At 38.4% G+C, this 18801-nt stretch carries 18 protein-coding genes; 11 read left to right on the top strand and 7 right to left on the bottom strand.

What is annotated here, in order from left to right:
- Window positions 1-58 precede the first annotated feature (58 nt).
- A complete protein-coding gene (locus AC5YCE_RS02690; RefSeq protein WP_496170936.1) occupies window positions 59-544 on the top strand; it encodes a GNAT family N-acetyltransferase in 486 nt (161 codons plus the stop codon).
- 213 nt (window positions 545-757) lie between these two features.
- Entirely contained in the window at window positions 758-1111 is a 354-nt protein-coding gene (locus tag AC5YCE_RS02695) for a nuclear transport factor 2-like protein (RefSeq protein WP_496125265.1), read from the top strand.
- 78 nt (window positions 1112-1189) lie between these two features.
- Here AC5YCE_RS02695 and AC5YCE_RS02700 read toward each other — a convergent pair whose 3' ends face one another.
- The gene (locus tag AC5YCE_RS02700) at window positions 1190-2392 is read right to left on the bottom strand and encodes an alkane 1-monooxygenase (protein ID WP_496125264.1); all 1203 of its coding nucleotides are present in this window, start codon (window positions 2390-2392) and stop codon (window positions 1190-1192) included.
- A 187-nt stretch (window positions 2393-2579) separates the two neighbouring features.
- Between AC5YCE_RS02700 and AC5YCE_RS02705 the strand changes: the two genes are divergently transcribed.
- Entirely contained in the window at window positions 2580-3611 is a 1032-nt protein-coding gene (locus AC5YCE_RS02705; protein WP_496125263.1) for an AraC family transcriptional regulator, read from the top strand.
- Window positions 3612-3650: 39 nt separating this feature from the next.
- Here the strand turns inward: AC5YCE_RS02705 and AC5YCE_RS02710 are convergent, their stop codons facing one another.
- The 3 genes from AC5YCE_RS02710 to AC5YCE_RS02720 form a co-directional block, all read right to left on the bottom strand.
- A complete protein-coding gene (locus tag AC5YCE_RS02710; protein WP_496170939.1) occupies window positions 3651-5516 on the bottom strand; it encodes a SurA N-terminal domain-containing protein in 1866 nt (621 codons plus the stop codon).
- 128 nt (window positions 5517-5644) lie between these two features.
- Window positions 5645-5917 (bottom strand): HU family DNA-binding protein, encoded by a 273-nt coding sequence (locus AC5YCE_RS02715; RefSeq protein ID WP_067659107.1) that lies wholly within the window; start codon window positions 5915-5917, stop codon window positions 5645-5647.
- A gap of 168 nt (window positions 5918-6085) precedes the next feature.
- Window positions 6086-6553, bottom strand: a complete 468-nt coding sequence (locus AC5YCE_RS02720; RefSeq protein ID WP_496125261.1) for a phasin family protein — start codon at window positions 6551-6553, stop codon at window positions 6086-6088.
- 194 nt (window positions 6554-6747) lie between these two features.
- Between AC5YCE_RS02720 and AC5YCE_RS02725 the strand changes: the two genes are divergently transcribed.
- From AC5YCE_RS02725 to fdx, 8 genes are all read left to right on the top strand, one after another.
- Window positions 6748-7401: a hypothetical protein gene (locus tag AC5YCE_RS02725; RefSeq protein WP_496125260.1), complete on the top strand. Its 654-nt coding sequence runs from the start codon at window positions 6748-6750 to the stop codon at window positions 7399-7401.
- Between the two features lie 147 nt (window positions 7402-7548).
- A complete protein-coding gene (locus tag AC5YCE_RS02730; RefSeq protein ID WP_496125259.1) occupies window positions 7549-8022 on the top strand; it encodes an Rrf2 family transcriptional regulator in 474 nt (157 codons plus the stop codon).
- 1 nt (window position 8023) lies between these two features.
- The gene (locus tag AC5YCE_RS02735; RefSeq protein WP_496125258.1) at window positions 8024-9241 is read left to right on the top strand and encodes an IscS subfamily cysteine desulfurase; all 1218 of its coding nucleotides are present in this window, start codon (window positions 8024-8026) and stop codon (window positions 9239-9241) included.
- Between the two features lie 106 nt (window positions 9242-9347).
- Window positions 9348-9734: a Fe-S cluster assembly scaffold IscU gene (gene iscU / locus AC5YCE_RS02740; protein ID WP_067667749.1), complete on the top strand. Its 387-nt coding sequence runs from the start codon at window positions 9348-9350 to the stop codon at window positions 9732-9734.
- A 43-nt stretch (window positions 9735-9777) separates the two neighbouring features.
- The gene (gene iscA / locus AC5YCE_RS02745; protein WP_496125257.1) at window positions 9778-10098 is read left to right on the top strand and encodes an iron-sulfur cluster assembly protein IscA; all 321 of its coding nucleotides are present in this window, start codon (window positions 9778-9780) and stop codon (window positions 10096-10098) included.
- A gap of 99 nt (window positions 10099-10197) precedes the next feature.
- On the top strand, window positions 10198-10713 hold the full coding sequence (gene hscB, locus AC5YCE_RS02750) for a Fe-S protein assembly co-chaperone HscB (RefSeq protein ID WP_496170943.1): 516 nt from the start codon (window positions 10198-10200) through the stop codon (window positions 10711-10713).
- Between the two features lie 37 nt (window positions 10714-10750).
- On the top strand, window positions 10751-12610 hold the full coding sequence (gene hscA, locus AC5YCE_RS02755) for a Fe-S protein assembly chaperone HscA (protein WP_496170947.1): 1860 nt from the start codon (window positions 10751-10753) through the stop codon (window positions 12608-12610).
- A gap of 13 nt (window positions 12611-12623) precedes the next feature.
- Window positions 12624-12962, top strand: coding sequence for an ISC system 2Fe-2S type ferredoxin (gene fdx, locus AC5YCE_RS02760; RefSeq protein WP_496125254.1), 339 nt, complete (start codon window positions 12624-12626; stop codon window positions 12960-12962).
- Between the two features lie 87 nt (window positions 12963-13049).
- Here fdx and AC5YCE_RS02765 read toward each other — a convergent pair whose 3' ends face one another.
- From AC5YCE_RS02765 to mfd, 3 genes are all read right to left on the bottom strand, one after another.
- A complete protein-coding gene (locus AC5YCE_RS02765) occupies window positions 13050-14483 on the bottom strand; it encodes an adenylate/guanylate cyclase domain-containing protein (protein ID WP_496125253.1) in 1434 nt (477 codons plus the stop codon).
- A gap of 57 nt (window positions 14484-14540) precedes the next feature.
- Window positions 14541-14978, bottom strand: a complete 438-nt coding sequence (locus AC5YCE_RS02770) for an HIT domain-containing protein (protein WP_496125252.1) — start codon at window positions 14976-14978, stop codon at window positions 14541-14543.
- A gap of 263 nt (window positions 14979-15241) precedes the next feature.
- Complete coding sequence (mfd, locus tag AC5YCE_RS02775) at window positions 15242-18706, bottom strand: transcription-repair coupling factor (RefSeq protein ID WP_496170949.1); 3465 nt, start codon at window positions 18704-18706, stop codon at window positions 15242-15244.
- Between the last annotated feature and the right edge of the window lie 95 nt (window positions 18707-18801).

Here is an 18801-nt window from a genome sequence, read left to right on the forward strand (position 1 = left end):
ATTTTAAAACCATAAGGTATTATAAAATTCATCTCTTCTTTAATTTCATTATTTTCATATGTATCAACTTCGCCCTATCCAACCATCTGATAATACTCAACTTGCATATATCATCCGAGAAGTTTCTAAAGAGTTTGGTCTTGCAGCCGAATCAGGATTTGCTGTTGCAGATGCAGCCGTAGACGACTTGTACTCAGTGTATTCACAACCCAATGCGCAATACTGGGTTATTGAAAACGAAGTGAGTACAATTTTGGGTGGTGGTGGTATATCTCCTTTGCAAGGTGCTGAAGGAATACTCGAGCTACAAAAAATGTATTTTTTAGAAGATATTCGCCGGTTGGGATTTGCCAAACAAATCATTGAGCAGTGTGTCTATTTTGCTAAATCGAATGGTTTTAGTTCAATCTATTTAGAAACGACTCAGCAATTATGGCAAGCGGTAAAGCTTTATGAAAAATTAGGCTTTCAACACCTAGATCATCCCAAAGGAAATACAGGACATAGCCATGCCTGTGAAATCAGAATGGAAAAAGATCTATAGCTTGGACATATTTACATACATTCACCCTAATCAATCCAATGATTGTCCTGTAGGTGACACATTACGAAAGCACTCCAAACCCAAACAGCTAAAGATGTTGTTCTAGCCTTCTTAGCCAATTCAGGAAAAGAAACCGTAAAAAATGTCAGTGAAGCACTGATACACGAAGATGCGATTTACACCTCGCTTAATTTTGAAAATCCTGAACTTGGCTTGATTGAACCTTGGGCTGGTACACGCAAAGGACGCCAAATTTATATTGATACTTTCTCAAATATTGGAACCTACTGGAATGTTGATGATTTTCAAATTACAGATATCCTCTCTGAAGATGAAACTGTTGCGGTTTACCGGACGTTTACATACACATCGGTAGAGCTGGAAAATACGTTTACATCCCCTTTCGCGATCAAAGCTAAAGTCATCAATAGTCAAATTACCTTCCTACAATTCACGGAAGATACTTACGCATCTGCAAAGTCTTTCCGTAAACAAGGTCACTGGATTATTCAAAATAATGGTCGTACCATCCAAGTTGGACAATGTCATATAGATTTTTTTAACTAAATATCAAATAAACAATAAGCTTATTTAAAAGATAGGCTTATTGTTTTGATTGCGGCTTGTATTGCAGTAAGGATCACTCTAATTAAAGTTTAAACCAAATTTTTCAAATATTTTCTTTCGTTTTTTAGGATGAATATTGGCTTTGTTTAAATCACCCTTGTAGTGATCATATACTCGCTGATCCATAATCTTAAACCACCAAGCTGGAATCAAGGCAGGCAATAGCATACTGGCATACCCATTCGGTAACTCTGGTGCCTCATCAAAGTGACGTAGCGCTTGAAATGGTCGAGTTGGAAATGCATGGTGATCCGAATGACGTTGTAACTGATATAAAAATAAATTGGTCACAATATTATTGTTATTCCAACTATGCTCTGGTAAAACCCGCTCATATTTACCATTCGTATCCTTTTGACGCAATAATCCATAATGTTCAATATAGTTAATAATTTCAAATAATGTAATGCTATAGGTCGATTGAACAGCTAAATAAGGCAATACCCTTTTTCCAAATATCCCGATCATGCTCGAATGAAAAGCAAGAGACATCGACCAGCCTTGTAACAATTCATTATCCTTAGACCAAAATGACAATCCTCTGCGCTTTAAACGCGTACGTTCGATTTCTATCGCAGATTTAAATGATCCAATCACCGTTCTAGGCAAGAACTCATAGAAAGTTTCCCCCATTTGAGATGATGCTGGATCTTCAGGCGTTGCTGCGCGCTTATGATGCCCATAAGGATGCTCAATACGAAAATGGTTATAACCTGATGGCACTAAAGCCAAATGCGATAAAATATGATCTAAACGTCCTGACTTATGACTTAACTCATGTGCTGTATTAATCGCAATACCATTGATCGCACCCATGGACATGCCGAGTAACACTTTATCCAATAATGATGTTTCTTTACGCGATGTTAAATAACAGGCGTAAATATTGGCTGCGTACTGAATTGGAATAAAAGATTTCACTAAGCGCGCGTAGTACGGATCTTTTTCAAGTAATTTAATATCTTCAGGACTAGGATTGTTATTGTCGGTACCCACGATGGTATCAATCGTTGGAATGATGACATGAAGCACCAATGGTCCACCTAATGCAAAAACAATCTTCAATGGTTTCGGCGCAAAATGATAACCCGCTAATATTCCTAAACCAATCACAGGCAAAGCTGGACTAATCAGCCAAAGGTATCTTTTTTTATCCAGTGAAAGACCTTTTAATGCTGTAGTATTGATCTGATGCTGTTCTAATTTTAGAGGCGCATTCATTTGCATTCCCTATTCTATTTTTGTTATTCATATCATTAGAGATTGATGAATAGGATTACAGTTGCAATCGTCCAAATTAACTATGCTTCAGTCCTTGACACTTTTAGAATGGAAATTGTCCTTTAAACACATTTAAATTCAGCAATAAAACAATAATATTAAATTTAATAATGGAAATTAAATCGTTATGGATGCTTTAAGTCAGGTTTTCGAGGATATTCATTTTAAAAAAACCGAATATTTATATTTACAAGGGCAAGGAACCTGGTCATTTCAATCCAATCAACAAGAAAGTGTCATTACGCATATCGCACTGTTTGGCGAGTTATTTTTAAAATTTGAAAATGGCATTGAACTGCATTTAAACACGGGAGATATGGTGATTATCCCTTCAGGGATGAAGCATGTCGGACATAGCCATGCAAATCAAAAGCTCGTGGAAAACTATTTAATTGACCAGCAGTTTCGAGGGCTACGGGATGATGCCATTCACCTCGGCGATCAATCTACAAAGTCACAAAGCCTTATTTTTACGATCCGTTCGCATCTAGATAGTGTCATGGCAATACCACTGATTAATGCTCTCCCCAACTATCTGCATATGCGTAATGCCTTAAATGCTCAAGAACCTGAATGGCTACGCATCGGTCTATATTTTGTTGCCAATGAGACTCAAAACAATCATCCTGGGCGTCATAAAATTATGGATCATGTCGTGAGTATTATGCTCATCGAGTCAGTGAGAGGCTTTATTCTGCAACAAAAGAATAACTCAACAGAATATTCTGAAAACGGCTTAAATCAGTCTAATAATAATCAAACATTCATTATAGACGATCAGCATAATTTAAACACAAATTGGTTAATGGCACTCACTCATCCTGAGCTAACAAATGCATTTAATGCAATCCACGGACAACCCGAATATCATTGGACAGTAGAAAGCCTCGCAGAATTATGTTTTATGTCTCGATCAAAATTTGCAGATTTATTCCATCGTATTGTCGGTGAACCGCCACTCAGCTATCTCAAACAACATCGTCTTCGACTTGCCTGTCAACAACTCATAAATGGACAAATGCCCATTCAGCAAATTGCACATAAAGTCGGTTACAGCTCTGAAACAGCATTTAGTCAAGCCTTTAAAAAACATTTTTTGATGAGTCCAAGTCAATACAAAAAACAACATTATGCAGACGGGTCTAAATCCAACAAATAAAAAAAGCGCCGTAGCGCTTTTTTTATAACTCAATAGAAATTACTTAATCTTAGCAACCGATTTTAGATACTCAGTATAATCTTTTAACAATTGAGTGCCACGGTAACCCTGATACAACTTAATCAATTGCTGTTTTTCTTCAGCACTTAAACTACTTGGATCAGGTTTCTGAATATCCGCGACAGCAACAATCACCATTTCGTCAGCTAAAGCAGCCGTTGTTACTGACCACATACCCGCCTTAGGCGCAGCTAAACTAAACGCAGCACGTTCAATTTCACGTTTTAAACCTTGAGAACGAGTAAACACACCTGCGCGCTCAAAAGACTGCTTATTTTTCGCTAAAGCTTGCTCAGCTGGCAATGCTTTAAAGTCAGCTAAGACATTCACGATTTGTGCTTTTGCGGCCTCATATGCCTTCTGGTTAATGAGCAATGTTTTCACACGAGGCGTTACTTTTGCTAAAGGTTGTACACCTGCCGCATTATATTCACGCACCTTAATCCACACCGTATCACCGTTCGCCAACTGAAGACTTGATGATGCATTACGATCACCATTTTTAACATCCTCATTAAACAATTTTACTTTTACTGCTGGATCAGCAAGAACAGGGTCTTGAGTGCCTAAAGTCACACCTTTTGACGTAATAACTTTAGCCGTTTTCACTTCTTGAGTGACCACATCTAAAGCATCGCTGTCTACTACAAGCTCATTAAGACCATTCACTGTATCCGAGAATACATTTGCTGACTTATTTTTAATGACTTCTGCAGTAAGGCGTTCTTTCTCAGCTTCGAAACTTGGTACTGGACTGCCCTCAGATGTCGATGACACAATGTGATAGCCATAATCAGTTTTCACAGGTTTAGAAACGACGCCTTTAGATGCATCTACTGCCTGATCAAATGCATTACCAAATACACCTGCAGCATAACCCTCAATCAAACCACCATTGGCCTTAGAAGTCGGATCTTCAGAGTATTGTTTAGCCGCATCTGCAAATGAAGTCCCTGCTTGAATTTTTGCATATACTTCGTTTGCAAGTTTAGCTGCTTCTGCATCAGTACGAGCGTCAGTAGTAATCAAGACATGCTTAACTTGTTTTACTGCATTTTTATTTTGCTGCTCAACAAATTGCTTATAAGCTTGCTGTAGTTCTTCATCCGTAGCCGTTGTATTTGCAGGGGCAACCATAGATGGAGAAACAACAACATAATCTACATCCACAGAGGCCATCTGCTTAAACTTGTTGGGATGTTTAGCGTAATAATCTGCAATTTCTTGATTGGTCACTTTCACTGATTTTTTGTAATCATCCAATTTAACAGATGACAAATACAATTCACGTTGTTCAGATTGTAAATTTGAAATTTGTTGGATATCAAGTTCACTGACCAATGCATTATTAATGATCGTTGAAGTCAACATTTTCAAACCATGATCTTGACGTAAGTTCTCAATTAAGGCCTGACTGGTCATACCAATCGAACGTAGGTAATTTTCATATGCCTTCTGATCAAACTTACCATCAATTTGCAAGCTCGGCTGTTGCGCAATCATCTGTTCAATTTGTGCATCACTGAGCGAAATACCCAACTTCTTCGCTTGTTGAATCAGTAAAGCTCGGTCAACTAAACTATCGAGCGCTGCATTATTAATATACTCTTGATTTAATAATGACTCATCACCCTGAACCATTTGTAAAAATTGTTCTTTATAATTTTTAGTTTGAGCTTCCAAATCTTTGTTTGAAATTTCTAAATCATTAACAGTTTTGGCAACACCGTCTTTATTTCCACCACTAAAGTACCCGTCGATACCAACAAGTGCCAAAGGTGCTAAAAATAAAACAAGTAGTACTTTGCCAAGCCACCCCTTAATGAGTTTACGAAACGATTCCATGAGTAATCCAATATTTTATTTCAAAGCGATTCTAACTGATATTCAAATCCGAATGAATCACAACTGTAGGATATTTTTCGAATAAATAAAAAACGCGCCTCTAAGGCGCGTTTTAAGAGCAGAGTCTATTATGCAACAGAATCTTTTAAACCTTTACCTGCTTTGAAGCTTGGTACTTTGCTTGCTTTAATTTGAAGCTCTTCACCAGTTTTAGGATTACGGCCAGTACGCGCTGCGCGGTCTTTAACACTGAAAGTACCGAAACCAACTAAAGTTACTGTATCACCTTTTTTCAACGCTTCACCAATTGAAGCAATAGTCGCGTCCAATGCTTTACCTGCATCAGTCTTAGACAATCCCCCTTTCTCTGCAATCGCGTCGATCAATTCTGATTTATTCATGAAGATTACGTCCTCTTATATCGTTTGTTTAAAATCTAAGGCTATAGTTAAAAAAGGCCATGACGACTTTATAGCAATGCTTTGGGGGGGAACGCAAGACTACTCGACTGGTTTTCTGCAAAATAACGACCAAAAATTAATAAAAAAGCTGTTTTATAAAGATTTAGATCATTTTTTCTGTATAAAATCGTGTAATTTTTTGTTTTCTTCAACCAACGCATCTACCTTTTGATGTAAAGCAAGAATGAGTCCCTCTAACTGCTGAACATCCTTAGTTGTCACTAGACCAATCTTATTTAACGATGTACTGACACCATGATCAAGTAGTTTCTCAACTTTATCTTTTGTATCTGTGACAGATTCTTTGGTCTTCTCAGCGACTTTATTCACAGTTTGGTCAGTAATCTCAACTGTTTTAGACTCTAGTTCCTCGCCAACTTGGACTAAAGTATCAAACATTTTACTGCCTTCTTCTTCAGCACGTGAAAAAGCACCTAGACCAGCCAACCAAATTTGTTTGGTATATTTCCTAAAATCTAAAGAAGCCTTGCGATTCAAACGTTGGCGTTTGGGACGAGATTCAACTTGATTTTCTAACGATCCATGTTCTTTATTGTTATCAGAATCTTGTTTCACCGTGTTACTCCTGTATATTTTATCGACGCATTAACCATTTTATGCATAAATTACCTTAATATTATCAAATTCAGCACTTGAACCTTTGGCTAAACTGTTCTACAAAGCATTGGTTAAATTATTATTTAGTTTGGCATATATAAATATTAGCTGAACTTCTTTGGAAATTGAAAACTTTAAATAGGATTTTTTTTATGAGTGAATCGCAACATCAACAAGGTCAAACTCGTTTGTTGCTTAACATTGCCATGGTGATATTAGAGACATTCTATTCTTTTATCCTCAAACATGACCGTGTTGTTCGCCTTCAAGCTAAAAAATTTGTTGAACGACAAATTACTATAAAAATGAATAGCTACATCCCATTTTTTGACTTTTATATACAATTTACAGACAAAGGCCTACTGTTTGATTTAAAAGCACCAGAAAAGCCTGTTGATTTAACGGTGAATAGTTCCTTAATTGACATGATTCAGATCTTTGTCTTTGGTAACCGCCGTAGCTTGAAAAAAATGCGTATTGAAGGTGATATTGTCTTAAAAGATGAATTTAAAGATTTATCTTTGCACCTTTCTATTCCTAAAATAGTTTCAGACTGGAAACAATGGTTGATCAATAACGATGACGATGGTCTGAGTATCGCCTCTAAGAAACGGATTGCACCATTGCTTGAAAAAATTGACCTTCAACGCTCTAAAATCAATGGCTTAGAAGTTGAAGTAAAACAGTACAAAAATCGTATACGCCGTATGCAGATGAATCAGAAACGTATTAATGTCGCCTTTATTATTACAGCTGTTCTTTTCTGTACTCTAATCGTGTATAATATTTGGAATTATTTTCAATAACATAAATAATAATTTCAATAAAAACAGGAATTAAACCCCTTTCGATTTAATTCCTACTATTTTAGTAGGAATTTACAAATAAAACTTGACTAATTTAGTCAGGATTCATAAAATTCATACATCTACTCTAAACACGTGTATCGAATCATGCGCCTTACCACTCGCGGTCGTTACGCAGTGACTGCATTACTTGATTTAGCTTTGCAGCCATCTGAGCAAACGATTACGTTAGCTGAAATTGCTGCCCGCCAAACAATTTCTGTTGCTTACTTAGAACAACTCTTTGCCAAATTAAAACGTCATGGTTTGGTATCAAGCGTCCGTGGTGCAAATGGTGGTTACCATTTGGCTCGTCGCGCAGAAGAAATCACCGTGTTAGAAATTATTGAAGCTGTAAATGAAACTGTTGATGCAACACGTTGTGACCATAAAGGCAATTGTCAAAATGGTGCAATGTGCTTAACTCACGACTTATGGCAAGAACTCTCCCTTCATATTGCCGATTATTTAGCTAAAATCACTCTTGCTGACTTAGTCGCCCGTGACAACGTTCAAACTGTTGCCATTCGTCAAAACACAGCACCTTTAGATTCAGCCCTTTTATCGGTTACAGGTATTTGACATGAAACGTCCAATTTATCTTGATTATGCAGCAACAACTCCTGTTGATCCGCAAGTTGCTGAACGTATGATGGAATGCCTAACTTTCGATGGCACTTTCGGTAACCCTGCTTCTCGTTCGCATGCCTACGGTTGGCAAGCTGAAGAAAAAGCAGAATATGCACGTGAACAAGTTGCTAACCTCATTAAAGCTGATCCACGTGAAATCGTGTGGACTTCTGGTGCAACTGAATCTGACAATCTTGCACTCAAAGGAATTGCTCAGTTTTACGGTTCTAAAGGCAAACATATCATCACCAGTAAAATTGAACATAAAGCAATTTTAGATACGTGTCGTGAACTGGAAGAAGATGGTTTCGAAATCACCTATTTAGAGCCAGAAGCTCAAACAGGATTAATTACTCCTGAAATGGTTGCTGCTGCACTTCGTCCAGATACGATTCTTGTGTCTTTGATGATGGTCAATAACGAAATCGGTACTGTGACAGATGTTGCTGCAATCGGCGAATTGACTCGCGCAAACAAGACTTATTTCCACGTTGATGCTGCACAAGCTGCAGGTAAAGTTGAAATTGACTTAAGCGTGATGAAAGTTGATTTGATGAGTTTCTCTGCCCACAAAATTTATGGTCCTAAAGGTATTGGTGCATTGTTCGTTCGCCGTTCCCCACGTGTACGTTTGAAAGCTCAAATGCACGGTGGCGGTCATGAGCGTGGTATGCGCTCTGGCACCCTTGCTACGCATCAAATCGTCGGTATGGGTGAAGCATTTGAACTAGCAGGTAAAAACTTAGCATCTGAACAGGCACGTATTCGTGTACTGCGTGACAAATTATGGAATGGTGTTCAAGATCTTGAACAAGTTTTCCTGAATGGTCACCCTACTCAAAATGTTGCTAACTATTTAAACGTCAGCTTCAACTTTGTTGAAGGTGAATCACTTATGATGGCATTGAAAGATGCTGCAGTATCTTCTGGATCTGCATGTACATCTGCAACATTAGAGCCTTCTTATGTACTTCGTGCTCTAGGTTTATCTGATGAACTTGCACACAGTTCAATTCGTTTCAGTTTCGGTAAATATACCACTGAAGAAGATATTGACCATGTCCTTGAAGTGACCAAGACTGCTGTTCAAAAGCTACGCGATCTTTCACCGCTTTGGGACATGTTCAAAGAAGGGATTGATCTGTCTAAAGTAGAATGGGCAGAGCACTAAGACCGAACAAGTCTCATGGCATCTTAAGCATATTTCAGCTTGAAAACTTTTAAGATGCCTCCATATTTAAACTTATCAAGCTGACCCCGAGTTTTGGAGAAGCATCATGGCTTATAGCGAAAAAGTAATTGATCATTACGAAAACCCTCGTAATGTTGGCGTTTTAGATAAAAATGCTGAAAATGTGGGTACAGGTATGGTCGGTGCGCCGGCTTGTGGCGACGTTATGCGTCTACAAATTCAAGTCGATGATAACGGTGTAATTGAAGAAGCACGTTTCAAAACTTATGGGTGTGGTTCTGCAATTGCATCAAGTTCTTTGGTGACAGAATGGTTGAAAGGTAAAACTCTCGATCAAGCACAAGCAATCAAAAATATTGATATCGCAACTGAATTGGCATTACCTCCTGTTAAAGTTCACTGTTCTGTTCTTGCAGAAGATGCAATCAAAGCAGCTGTTGAAGATTACCGTAGCAAAAAAACTAAAGCCTAATTTGCTTTAAGACTTGCTTTATTGATGATTGAATGGAGTTTTCATGATCAATTTAACTGAAAATGCTGCAACCCATATCAGCAATTATTTATCAAATCGCGGTAAGGGCGAAGGTATTCGCGTTGGTGTGAAAACTTCTGGCTGTTCTGGTTTGGCTTATGTACTCGAGTTCGTTGATGAAGTTGATACGCATGACCAAGTATTTTTACAGCACGGTGTTAAAGTTTTTGTTGACCCTAAAAGCTTAGTCTATCTTGAAGGTATGGAGATGGATTACGTTAAAAATGGCTTGAATGAAGGTTTCGAATTCAATAACCCAAATAAGAAAGGCGAATGTGGTTGTGGTGAATCTTTCACTGTATAATTTTGCACGTGCGCCCTTTCCAATTAAAACAGTGTCCAACACTGTTTTAATTTTATTAAAGATATGTTTTTCCCATAATCATCTTGGAATTTTCTCCTAATGAATCATTTTGAGTTGTTCGATCTCCCTGAAGCACTCGATATTGATTTAGCAACTTTAAAAGCTCATTTTTTAAAATTGCAGCAACAATATCACCCAGACAAAGCTGAAGATAAAGACAAGGCATTGATTAAATCAAGCGAGATTAATCATGCCTACAAAATATTATCTCAGGTCGATAGTCGTGCAGGATATTTACTTGCACTTAAAAAGCAGGATCATCATCTCGATCAATCCATTAGTGACTTCGAATTTCTACAATCTGCTTTAGAAATCCGTGAACAACTGGATGAAGCAACGGAAAGCGATCAACTTAAATCACTTAAAAATGAAGTCCAACAATGGATGGATGGTTTAGTCCGTGAATTCAAAATCGATTATGATGCTGCAGATTGGGCAGAGTCGAGAGATACGGTTCGTAAACTCAGATTTTTTCAAAAAGTCATGAATGACATCCTAAAAGCTGAAGATCGAATTTTAGATGATGAAGATTTTGATTTAGATGATGAATTTTAATTTTAATTTTTTGACATATTCTCAAGGGATTTAACACATGGCACTCTTGCAAATTGCAGAACCTGGACAATCAAGTGCGCCACACGAACATCGTATCGCAATTGGTATCGATCTTGGGACAACCCATTCCCTTGTAGCAACTGTTCTTTCTGGCAAAGCTAAAGTTCTCAATGATGAACAAGGCCGTGTACTTCTTCCTTCAGTTGTACATTATGCAAAAGACCAAACTCAATTTGGCTATGAAGCAATTCCTTTTGTAACAACAGATCCACGCAATACCATTAGTTCTGTTAAGCGTTTTATGGGTCGTTCAAAAGCAGATATTAAGTTTCAACACCCTTATGCACTCGTCGGTGAAGACAATCAAATGCCTGCATTTGAAACGAATCAAGGTCGTAAAACCCCTGTTGAGATTTCTGCTGAAATTTTAAAAAATCTTAAAGACCGTGCTGAATTAAGTTTACAAAATCCAATCAATGGTGCAGTCATTACCGTCCCCGCTTATTTTGATGAAGCACAGCGTCAAGCGACTCGAGATGCCGCTGAACTTGCTGGTCTTAATGTACTTCGTCTATTGAATGAACCGACAGCAGCTGCGGTTGCTTATGGTTTAGATCAAGAAACCAATCTAAGCTCAGATCAAAACTATGTCATTTATGACTTAGGCGGTGGTACTTTTGATGTTTCAATTTTACGTTTTTCACAAGGTGTATTTGAAGTTCTAGCCACAGGTGGACATACAGCATTGGGTGGTGATGATCTTGATCGCTTAATCGTAAAATGGGCAAAGAAACAATTAAGTATCGAGACTTTAAACGATACAGAATATGCACATTTCATTGTCAACGCACGTAAAGCGAAAGAAGCGCTTTCAGATGTTGAATCTGTTGAATTAAAATTACTCGACCAACATTTAACGCTTGATCGACTAACATTTGAATCCATTATTCAAGTCGCACTCGATAAGACTATTAGCGTGTGCAAACGCGTGTTACGTGATGCAAAGCTTGAACTAACCGATATTCAAAACGTCGTATTGGTGGGTGGCTCTACGCGCTCATATGCAGTACAAAAAGCTGTCCGTGATGTATTTAAGCAAGAACCTTTATGTACCATTAACCCAGATGAAGTGGTTGCGATTGGTGCATCAATCACTGCAAATCAATTGATTGGTAATTCTACTGATGGTTCTCTCCTTCTCGATGTTACCCCACTTTCATTGGGCATCGAGACCATGGGTGGTTTAGTCGAGCGTCTCATTTCACGCAATACTGCAATTCCTGTTGCACGTCGCCAAGAATTCACGACTTACCAAGATGGTCAAACTGCGATGTTAATCCATGTGGTGCAAGGTGAGCGAGACTTAGTTGAACACTGTCGTAGCTTAGGTCGTTTTGTACTGCGCGGTATTCCACCCATGACTGCTGGTCAAGCGCGTATTGAAGTTACATATCAAGTGGATGCTGATGGTCTTCTTGCAGTTTCAGCACGTGAAACCACTTCTAATGTTTCAGCCCAGATTGATATCAAACCCTCTTATGGTTTATCTGATACCGATATGGAGCGTTTGTTGGTCGATGGTTTTAAGTTTGCTGCTGAAGACAAAGCGTCTCGTCATTTGCAAGAAACTAAAGTAGAAGCACAACGCGAACTTGAAGCTTTGGAACAAGCGCTTAAAGTGGATGCACTGCTTTTAAATGAAGCTGAATTAAATGCTTTAAATCTTGCGAAAAATGAATTACAAACTCAGCTTCAATCAGATGAAATTACAGCAATTGAGCAATCTGTTGAAGCACTCAAAGTTCATAGTGATGCTTTCGCAGCAAAACGTATGAATCAACACATTGATCAAGCCCTCAAAGGTACAAAGCTTGATGATTGGTCAAACTCAAACTAAATAGGTAAAAATTATGCCACGTATAAAAGTTCTTCCACATGCGCAAATTTGCCCACAAGGTGCTGAGTTTGAAGTTGAGCCTCATGCAAATCTCTGTGAAAGCCTATTGAAAAATGGCATCAAAATTGAGCATGCTTGTGATATGTCTGCGGCATGTACGACTTGTCACGTTGTGGTTCGTAAAGGCTTTGATGGTTTAGATGAAATGAATGACGTTGAAGCTGACTTGTTAGATCGTGCTTGGGGCTTAGAGCCAGATTCACGTTTATCATGTCAAGTTAAAATTGAGAATGAAGACCTAGAAGTTGAAATTCCCAAATATACAATTAATCATGCATCTGAGAATCACTAAAACAGAAACAAATAAAAAGGTCGCTTATGCGACCTTTTTTAATCTTCCACTCAAAAAAGTAAACTTGAACCATACTAGTTTTAAAGATTATCTGACTTCATCTTCAGGATTGAGCTTCACTACTCCTGCAACTGTAGTCAAACGCTGTTGAACTTTAAGGCGCTCTACCATTTTTTCGAGCACATTAACTAACTCAGGATATTCATAATTCTGAATTTCCTCTAAATTCAACACAAGCTGAAAACCTTTATACTCATAATCAAACCACTGCTGATTGTCTTCGCGTGAACTATACTTTTCCATCACTTGCCAGCTTTTGACATCACCTTGAATTCCCTTTAATTCAACAGGTGCTTGAGGTGCACACAGATAATGATTACGCACTAATTTATAAGTTTCATCAGAAATCAATATTTCATCAATATCGGCTGCACTTTGTAGACGTGCGGCTAAGTTCGCATCACGCCCAACGATGGTATATGCCATCCGATGTACTGCACCGTAATTTCCAACGTGACAATATCCCGTACTCACACCCATTCGAACATGCAAAGCGGGATAACCCATCTTCACCCAACGCTCACGCAAAAACTTCATTTGCTGACGCATTGCCATCGCCATATCTATACAGTTTTTAGCATCCTGTTCTACACCTTGAGAATCCGGATCACCAAAGAAAATCAGAATAGCATCACCCATGAACTTATCAATCGTTCCACCATATTGCTTCGCGATCTCCGTCATATGACTCAAGTAATCATTGAGTACAAATGCTAGATCATCAGGAATAAGGGTTTCTGATAGTTCCGTAAAACCTTGAATATCTGAAAAGAAGATGGTGATTTTTTTACGTTTATATTCTAGTTTTGCTTCTGACTCACCGCGCATGATCGATTGCCAAAGCTGAATCGGCGCATAACGACTTAGCTGATTTGACAATTCAATATAACGGTTCATTTCCTTGAAATAACTTTGTCGTTGCATATCAAGCTTTTTTACACGGCGATTTTGATAATAATTTGCAAAATTGACAAAAATGATCGTACATAAACAGGAAATAACCGAAAGTTCGATCGATGTCTGTTGGAAATAGTCATCAAAGCCATAAATGAAAATTGTATTAAAATAAAAGACAATGATACCGAGCAGAATAGAAATAGAGCTCACCATCATCGCAATTTTATTGTTAAAAGCAGTATAAATCAGACCAAATAACAATACAAAGGTGACCAATAGACTCAAATGTACTGCTGCCAATGCAGAAGCGACAACCACAACATCAATCAGGAAAAAACCATTACGATGTGCCCGACTGCCATATTTATATTGAATTAAATGGGAAATCTTAGGCGTGAATAACAGCAGAATACAAATAAATATAGGAAATAAAATCTGATAATTTGTATTGGGTGACGTGAAATAATAGACAATAACAAGTAATGCCACCATTAAGTACCCCATAATCCTTTGGAGTACTTCAAATTGTTGTGGTTCTTTGTCCAGCATTCTTTCCATTGGCAATGGCTATTACCTCAAATCACACTGTTTTTTATAATATTATTTAATATTGATTAAAAATTAATCCATACGCCAATCAAAAGGCATATCACCTTGACCACGTAACGCAAGCATTAATGTTTGACGCATATGTGCAAGCACATCATTGCTATAAGGAATTGCTGGTGCAACACCCCAAACTGGCTTTGGCCAAGCCAAATCATTTTGATAGCGAACGACATGATGGAAATGTAATTGCGGAACTACATTACCCAATGCAGCAACATTCATTTTATCAGCACGAAATACGCGTGACAATTGACTAGACAACCAACTAGATTCTCTTAGAAACTGTTCTTGATCTGCTTGGCTGAGTTCATACAACTCAGTCACACCAGGTACGCGAGGAATAAGGATCAACCAAGGAAATTGCATATCATTCATTAAACGACATGTAGAAAGCGGAAAATCGCCAACAAAAAAAGTATCTTGAGCAAGTTGTGGGTGCAAACTAAACATATATTTATAAATGACGCAAAATTAAATTGATAAACCAATACTAACACAACAGTTTTGAGCTGAATATTATTAGTATGCCCTTTTGATATAAAAACATTTGCAAAATAATTGATTCACTATATGACCTTAGATCGAATGTTGAAACATTAAAGATTTAGACCACTTTAATCAGTTATTTGTACTTATAAGGTTTGATCAGTACTCATCTTAAAACCTGATTTAAAACATCGTTTCTTCTCGAACTATACTTAGCTTTGAAAAAGTTAAGTTGCATTCAAAGTCTGAAGTAACTGCTCAAGTAAATCATTGGCAAACTGGATACGTTGATCAGACTCTTCAAGCATGACCATGACTTTAAGACGTTGCCCCCCATCCATACGGAAGAAAGTTGGATGTTTTTGCATCATCTGAATAATACTCATCGCTTGTACAGGTGTATCGGGTGAAAATTCAATACTACCGCCATGTGTACCCAAATCAATCTTCGTAATACCCAATTGTTCAGCTTTGATTCGAAGCTGATGCACACTAAATAAGTATTTAACTTGCTGAGGTGGAACACCAAAACGATCGATCAACTCCATACGAATATGATCTAATTTTTCTTGTGAATCGGTATTACTGATTCGCTTATAGAACATTAAGCGTTGATGTACATCACCCAAATATTCATCTGGTATCAGTGCAGGCATATGCAAGCTGATTTCAGAGGTTAATGATAAAGGTGCATCAAAATTTGGTGTTTTACCTTGTTGAATGGCTTTGGTCGCTTTTTCAAGCATTTCCATATACAGACTATATCCAATCGCATTCATCGAACCGCTTTGTTGCTCACCCAACAACTCACCTGCACCTCGAATTTCTAAATCCTCTGTCGCCAACATGAAGCCAGCTCCTAGATTTGAAGCACGTTGAATCGCATCCAAACGTTTCTCAGCGTCACCTTTCAATCCTTTAATTGAAGGCACCATCAAATAAGCATAGGCTTGATGATGTGAACGTCCCACACGCCCTCGAAGTTGATGTAATTGTGCTAGACCCAGCTTATCTGCTCGCTCGATGATAATGGTGTTGGCATTCGGTACATCGATCCCTGTTTCAATAATCGTTGAACACACCAATACGTTATATTCTTTATGATAAAACTGCTGCATCACTTGTTCGAGTTCACGTTCACGCATTTGACCATGAGCGACCGCGACACGTGCTTCTGGCACAAGCACACGGACATTTTCAGCAGCACGTTCTATGGTATCGACTTCATTATGTAAGATATAAACCTGTCCACCACGAAGCAATTCACGCAAAATTGCTTCTTTCATCGTGGCTTCAGTATGTTCATTGACAAACGTCTTGACCGCTAAGCGACGCGCAGGCGGTGTTGCAATAATGGATAAATCACGCATCCCAGAGAAAGCCATATTCAGCGTTCTTGGAATCGGTGTTGCAGTTAGAGTTAACATATCAACATCGGCACGCATGGCTTTGATACGCTCTTTATCACGCACACCAAAGCGGTGTTCCTCATCGACGATCATTAAGCCCAAATTTTTAAATTGAACATTTTCCTGCAAGATTTTATGCGTACCAATGACAATATCTACCTTACCATCGATAAGATCTTCGATAATTATAAGATGAGCTTTATTCGAACCAAAGCGTGAAAGGACTTCGATACGAATTGGCCAATCCGCAAAACGATCTTTGAACGATTCATAATGCTGTTGCGCAAGTAATGTGGTCGGAACCAAAACTGCCACTTGCTTATTGTTCTGCACGGCAACAAATGCCGCGCGCATTGCGACTTCCGTTTTACCAAAACCCACATCACCGCATACCAAACGATCCATGGGTTTGGCAAGTTGCATATCATGTAAAGTTGCATCAATCGCATTAGCCTGATCTAAGGTCTCTTCATAAGCAAAACCACTGGCAAATTGCATATATGCGGATTGATCCACCTCAAAACTAATCCCTGGTTTTGATTTTCGACGCGCTTGGATATGTAGAAGCTCTGCCGCCACATCATGAATCTGCTCTAAAGCTTTACGTTTTGCCTTACTCCATGCATCTGTCCCTAATTTATGCAATGGTGCTAAATCTGGATCACCACCACTGTAACGACTGATTAAATGCAAATTGGTAACAGGCACATACACCTTAGCTGCATCTGCATAATCCAATTGTAGAAACTCATGATCTTGCTGATCAATACTGAGCGTCACCAAGCCAGCGTATCGCCCCACACCATGATCAATATGAACGACAGGTGAACCTAAACTTAACTCAGTTAAGCTCTTGATCAAGAACTCTTCAGACACTTCATGTTGACGCTTACGACGGCGCTGAACAACACGATGTTCATACAACTGGTTTTCTGAGATGACCGTTAGTTTATCTGCAACCACCAAACCACGCTCTAAAGGCGCATTGGTAATCGCTACAGAATATTGATTTTGAATAAATTGATCATAGTTCTCAACAACAGGAATCTCACCCATACTGGCACGTAAAGAATCCTTTAAAGACTCACGACGACCCGCACTCTCAGCCACCAATAAAACTGGATGATTGGCTTGATCAATATAGCTTTTGACCAAGTGAAATGGTCTTTCATGCTTTGGATCGACAGGAAGTCGAGGCAGTTCCAAGGTATGTAAATTAATCGAACCTGCTTTTTCATCAATGGGTTCAGGTGTAGCGATGATTCGAGAAAATTGATTTAACTGTTCAAAAACTTGATTGGGTTGAAAAAAGAGGTCTTCAGGTGCTAATAAAGGCTGATCAACATTATGGCGTCGGTCTTCGTAACGTCGATAAACTTCTTTCCAAAACCCTGTTAAACCATCATCAATGCTCTTATCTGTAATGACAACGGAATGACTTGGTAAGTAAGATGTAATACTCGAGTGACTTTGCATCATTGTTTTATCAAAAAACAAGGGGAAATAAAAATCTAATCCTGGCGATGCTATGCCTTCCATGACATCTTGATAAATGGGGTTTTTCTTCGGATTTGAATTTGGAAATGCTTCTGCATAACGATCTCTAAAGACGGATCGCCCTTCTTTTAGTGGAAATTCTTTTGCAGGTAATACAGTAAAAGCTTCAATTTTATTGCTGGTTCTTTGTGTTTCAGGATCAAAGAACTTTAAGGTTTCAATTTCATCATCAAATAGATCAATACGAATCGGGGCGTCTTGCCCCGAAGCATATATATCCATAATACTGCCGCGAACAGCAAACTCACCATGATCATAAACAGTATCCACCAAGTGATATCCTGCTTGTATCAAGCGTCGCTTCTGTTGTTCCAAATCAAATTTTTGACCCACGTGAATATCAAAGTGCTCACCCAATACCCAAGACGTTGGTGCAACTCGCTGTGCTAAGGTTGTACTCGAAAGCAATAACACCCCCTTTTGAGGCATATTTGACAAAATGGCTAATCGTTCAGAGACAATATCTTGATGCGGTGATAGACGGTCATAAGGAAGAATTTCCCAGTCTGGAAAAATCGTGGGTTTAATGCCGTAAAACTCTAATTCACTTTCAAGCTGACCTAAATGTTGATTATTTCGAGCAACCAATACAAATAAGCGATCCGAACTTTCCGCTATTTCTTTAAATAACAAAGCTACGGCAGATCCCTGAATGGTACCGACCCATCTTTTTTCATTCGATTTAAGTTGTTTTATATTGAGTTGTGAAATTTCATTCTGAAACATGAAGATCGCTTTATGGTCTAAATCACATGTGCGCTATCTTATCATGTTGAATTCCAGCCATGCGTGAATTTTACATGCTGAAATATAGTGATCCA

This window comes from Acinetobacter sp. CY79, from assembly GCF_059515845.1.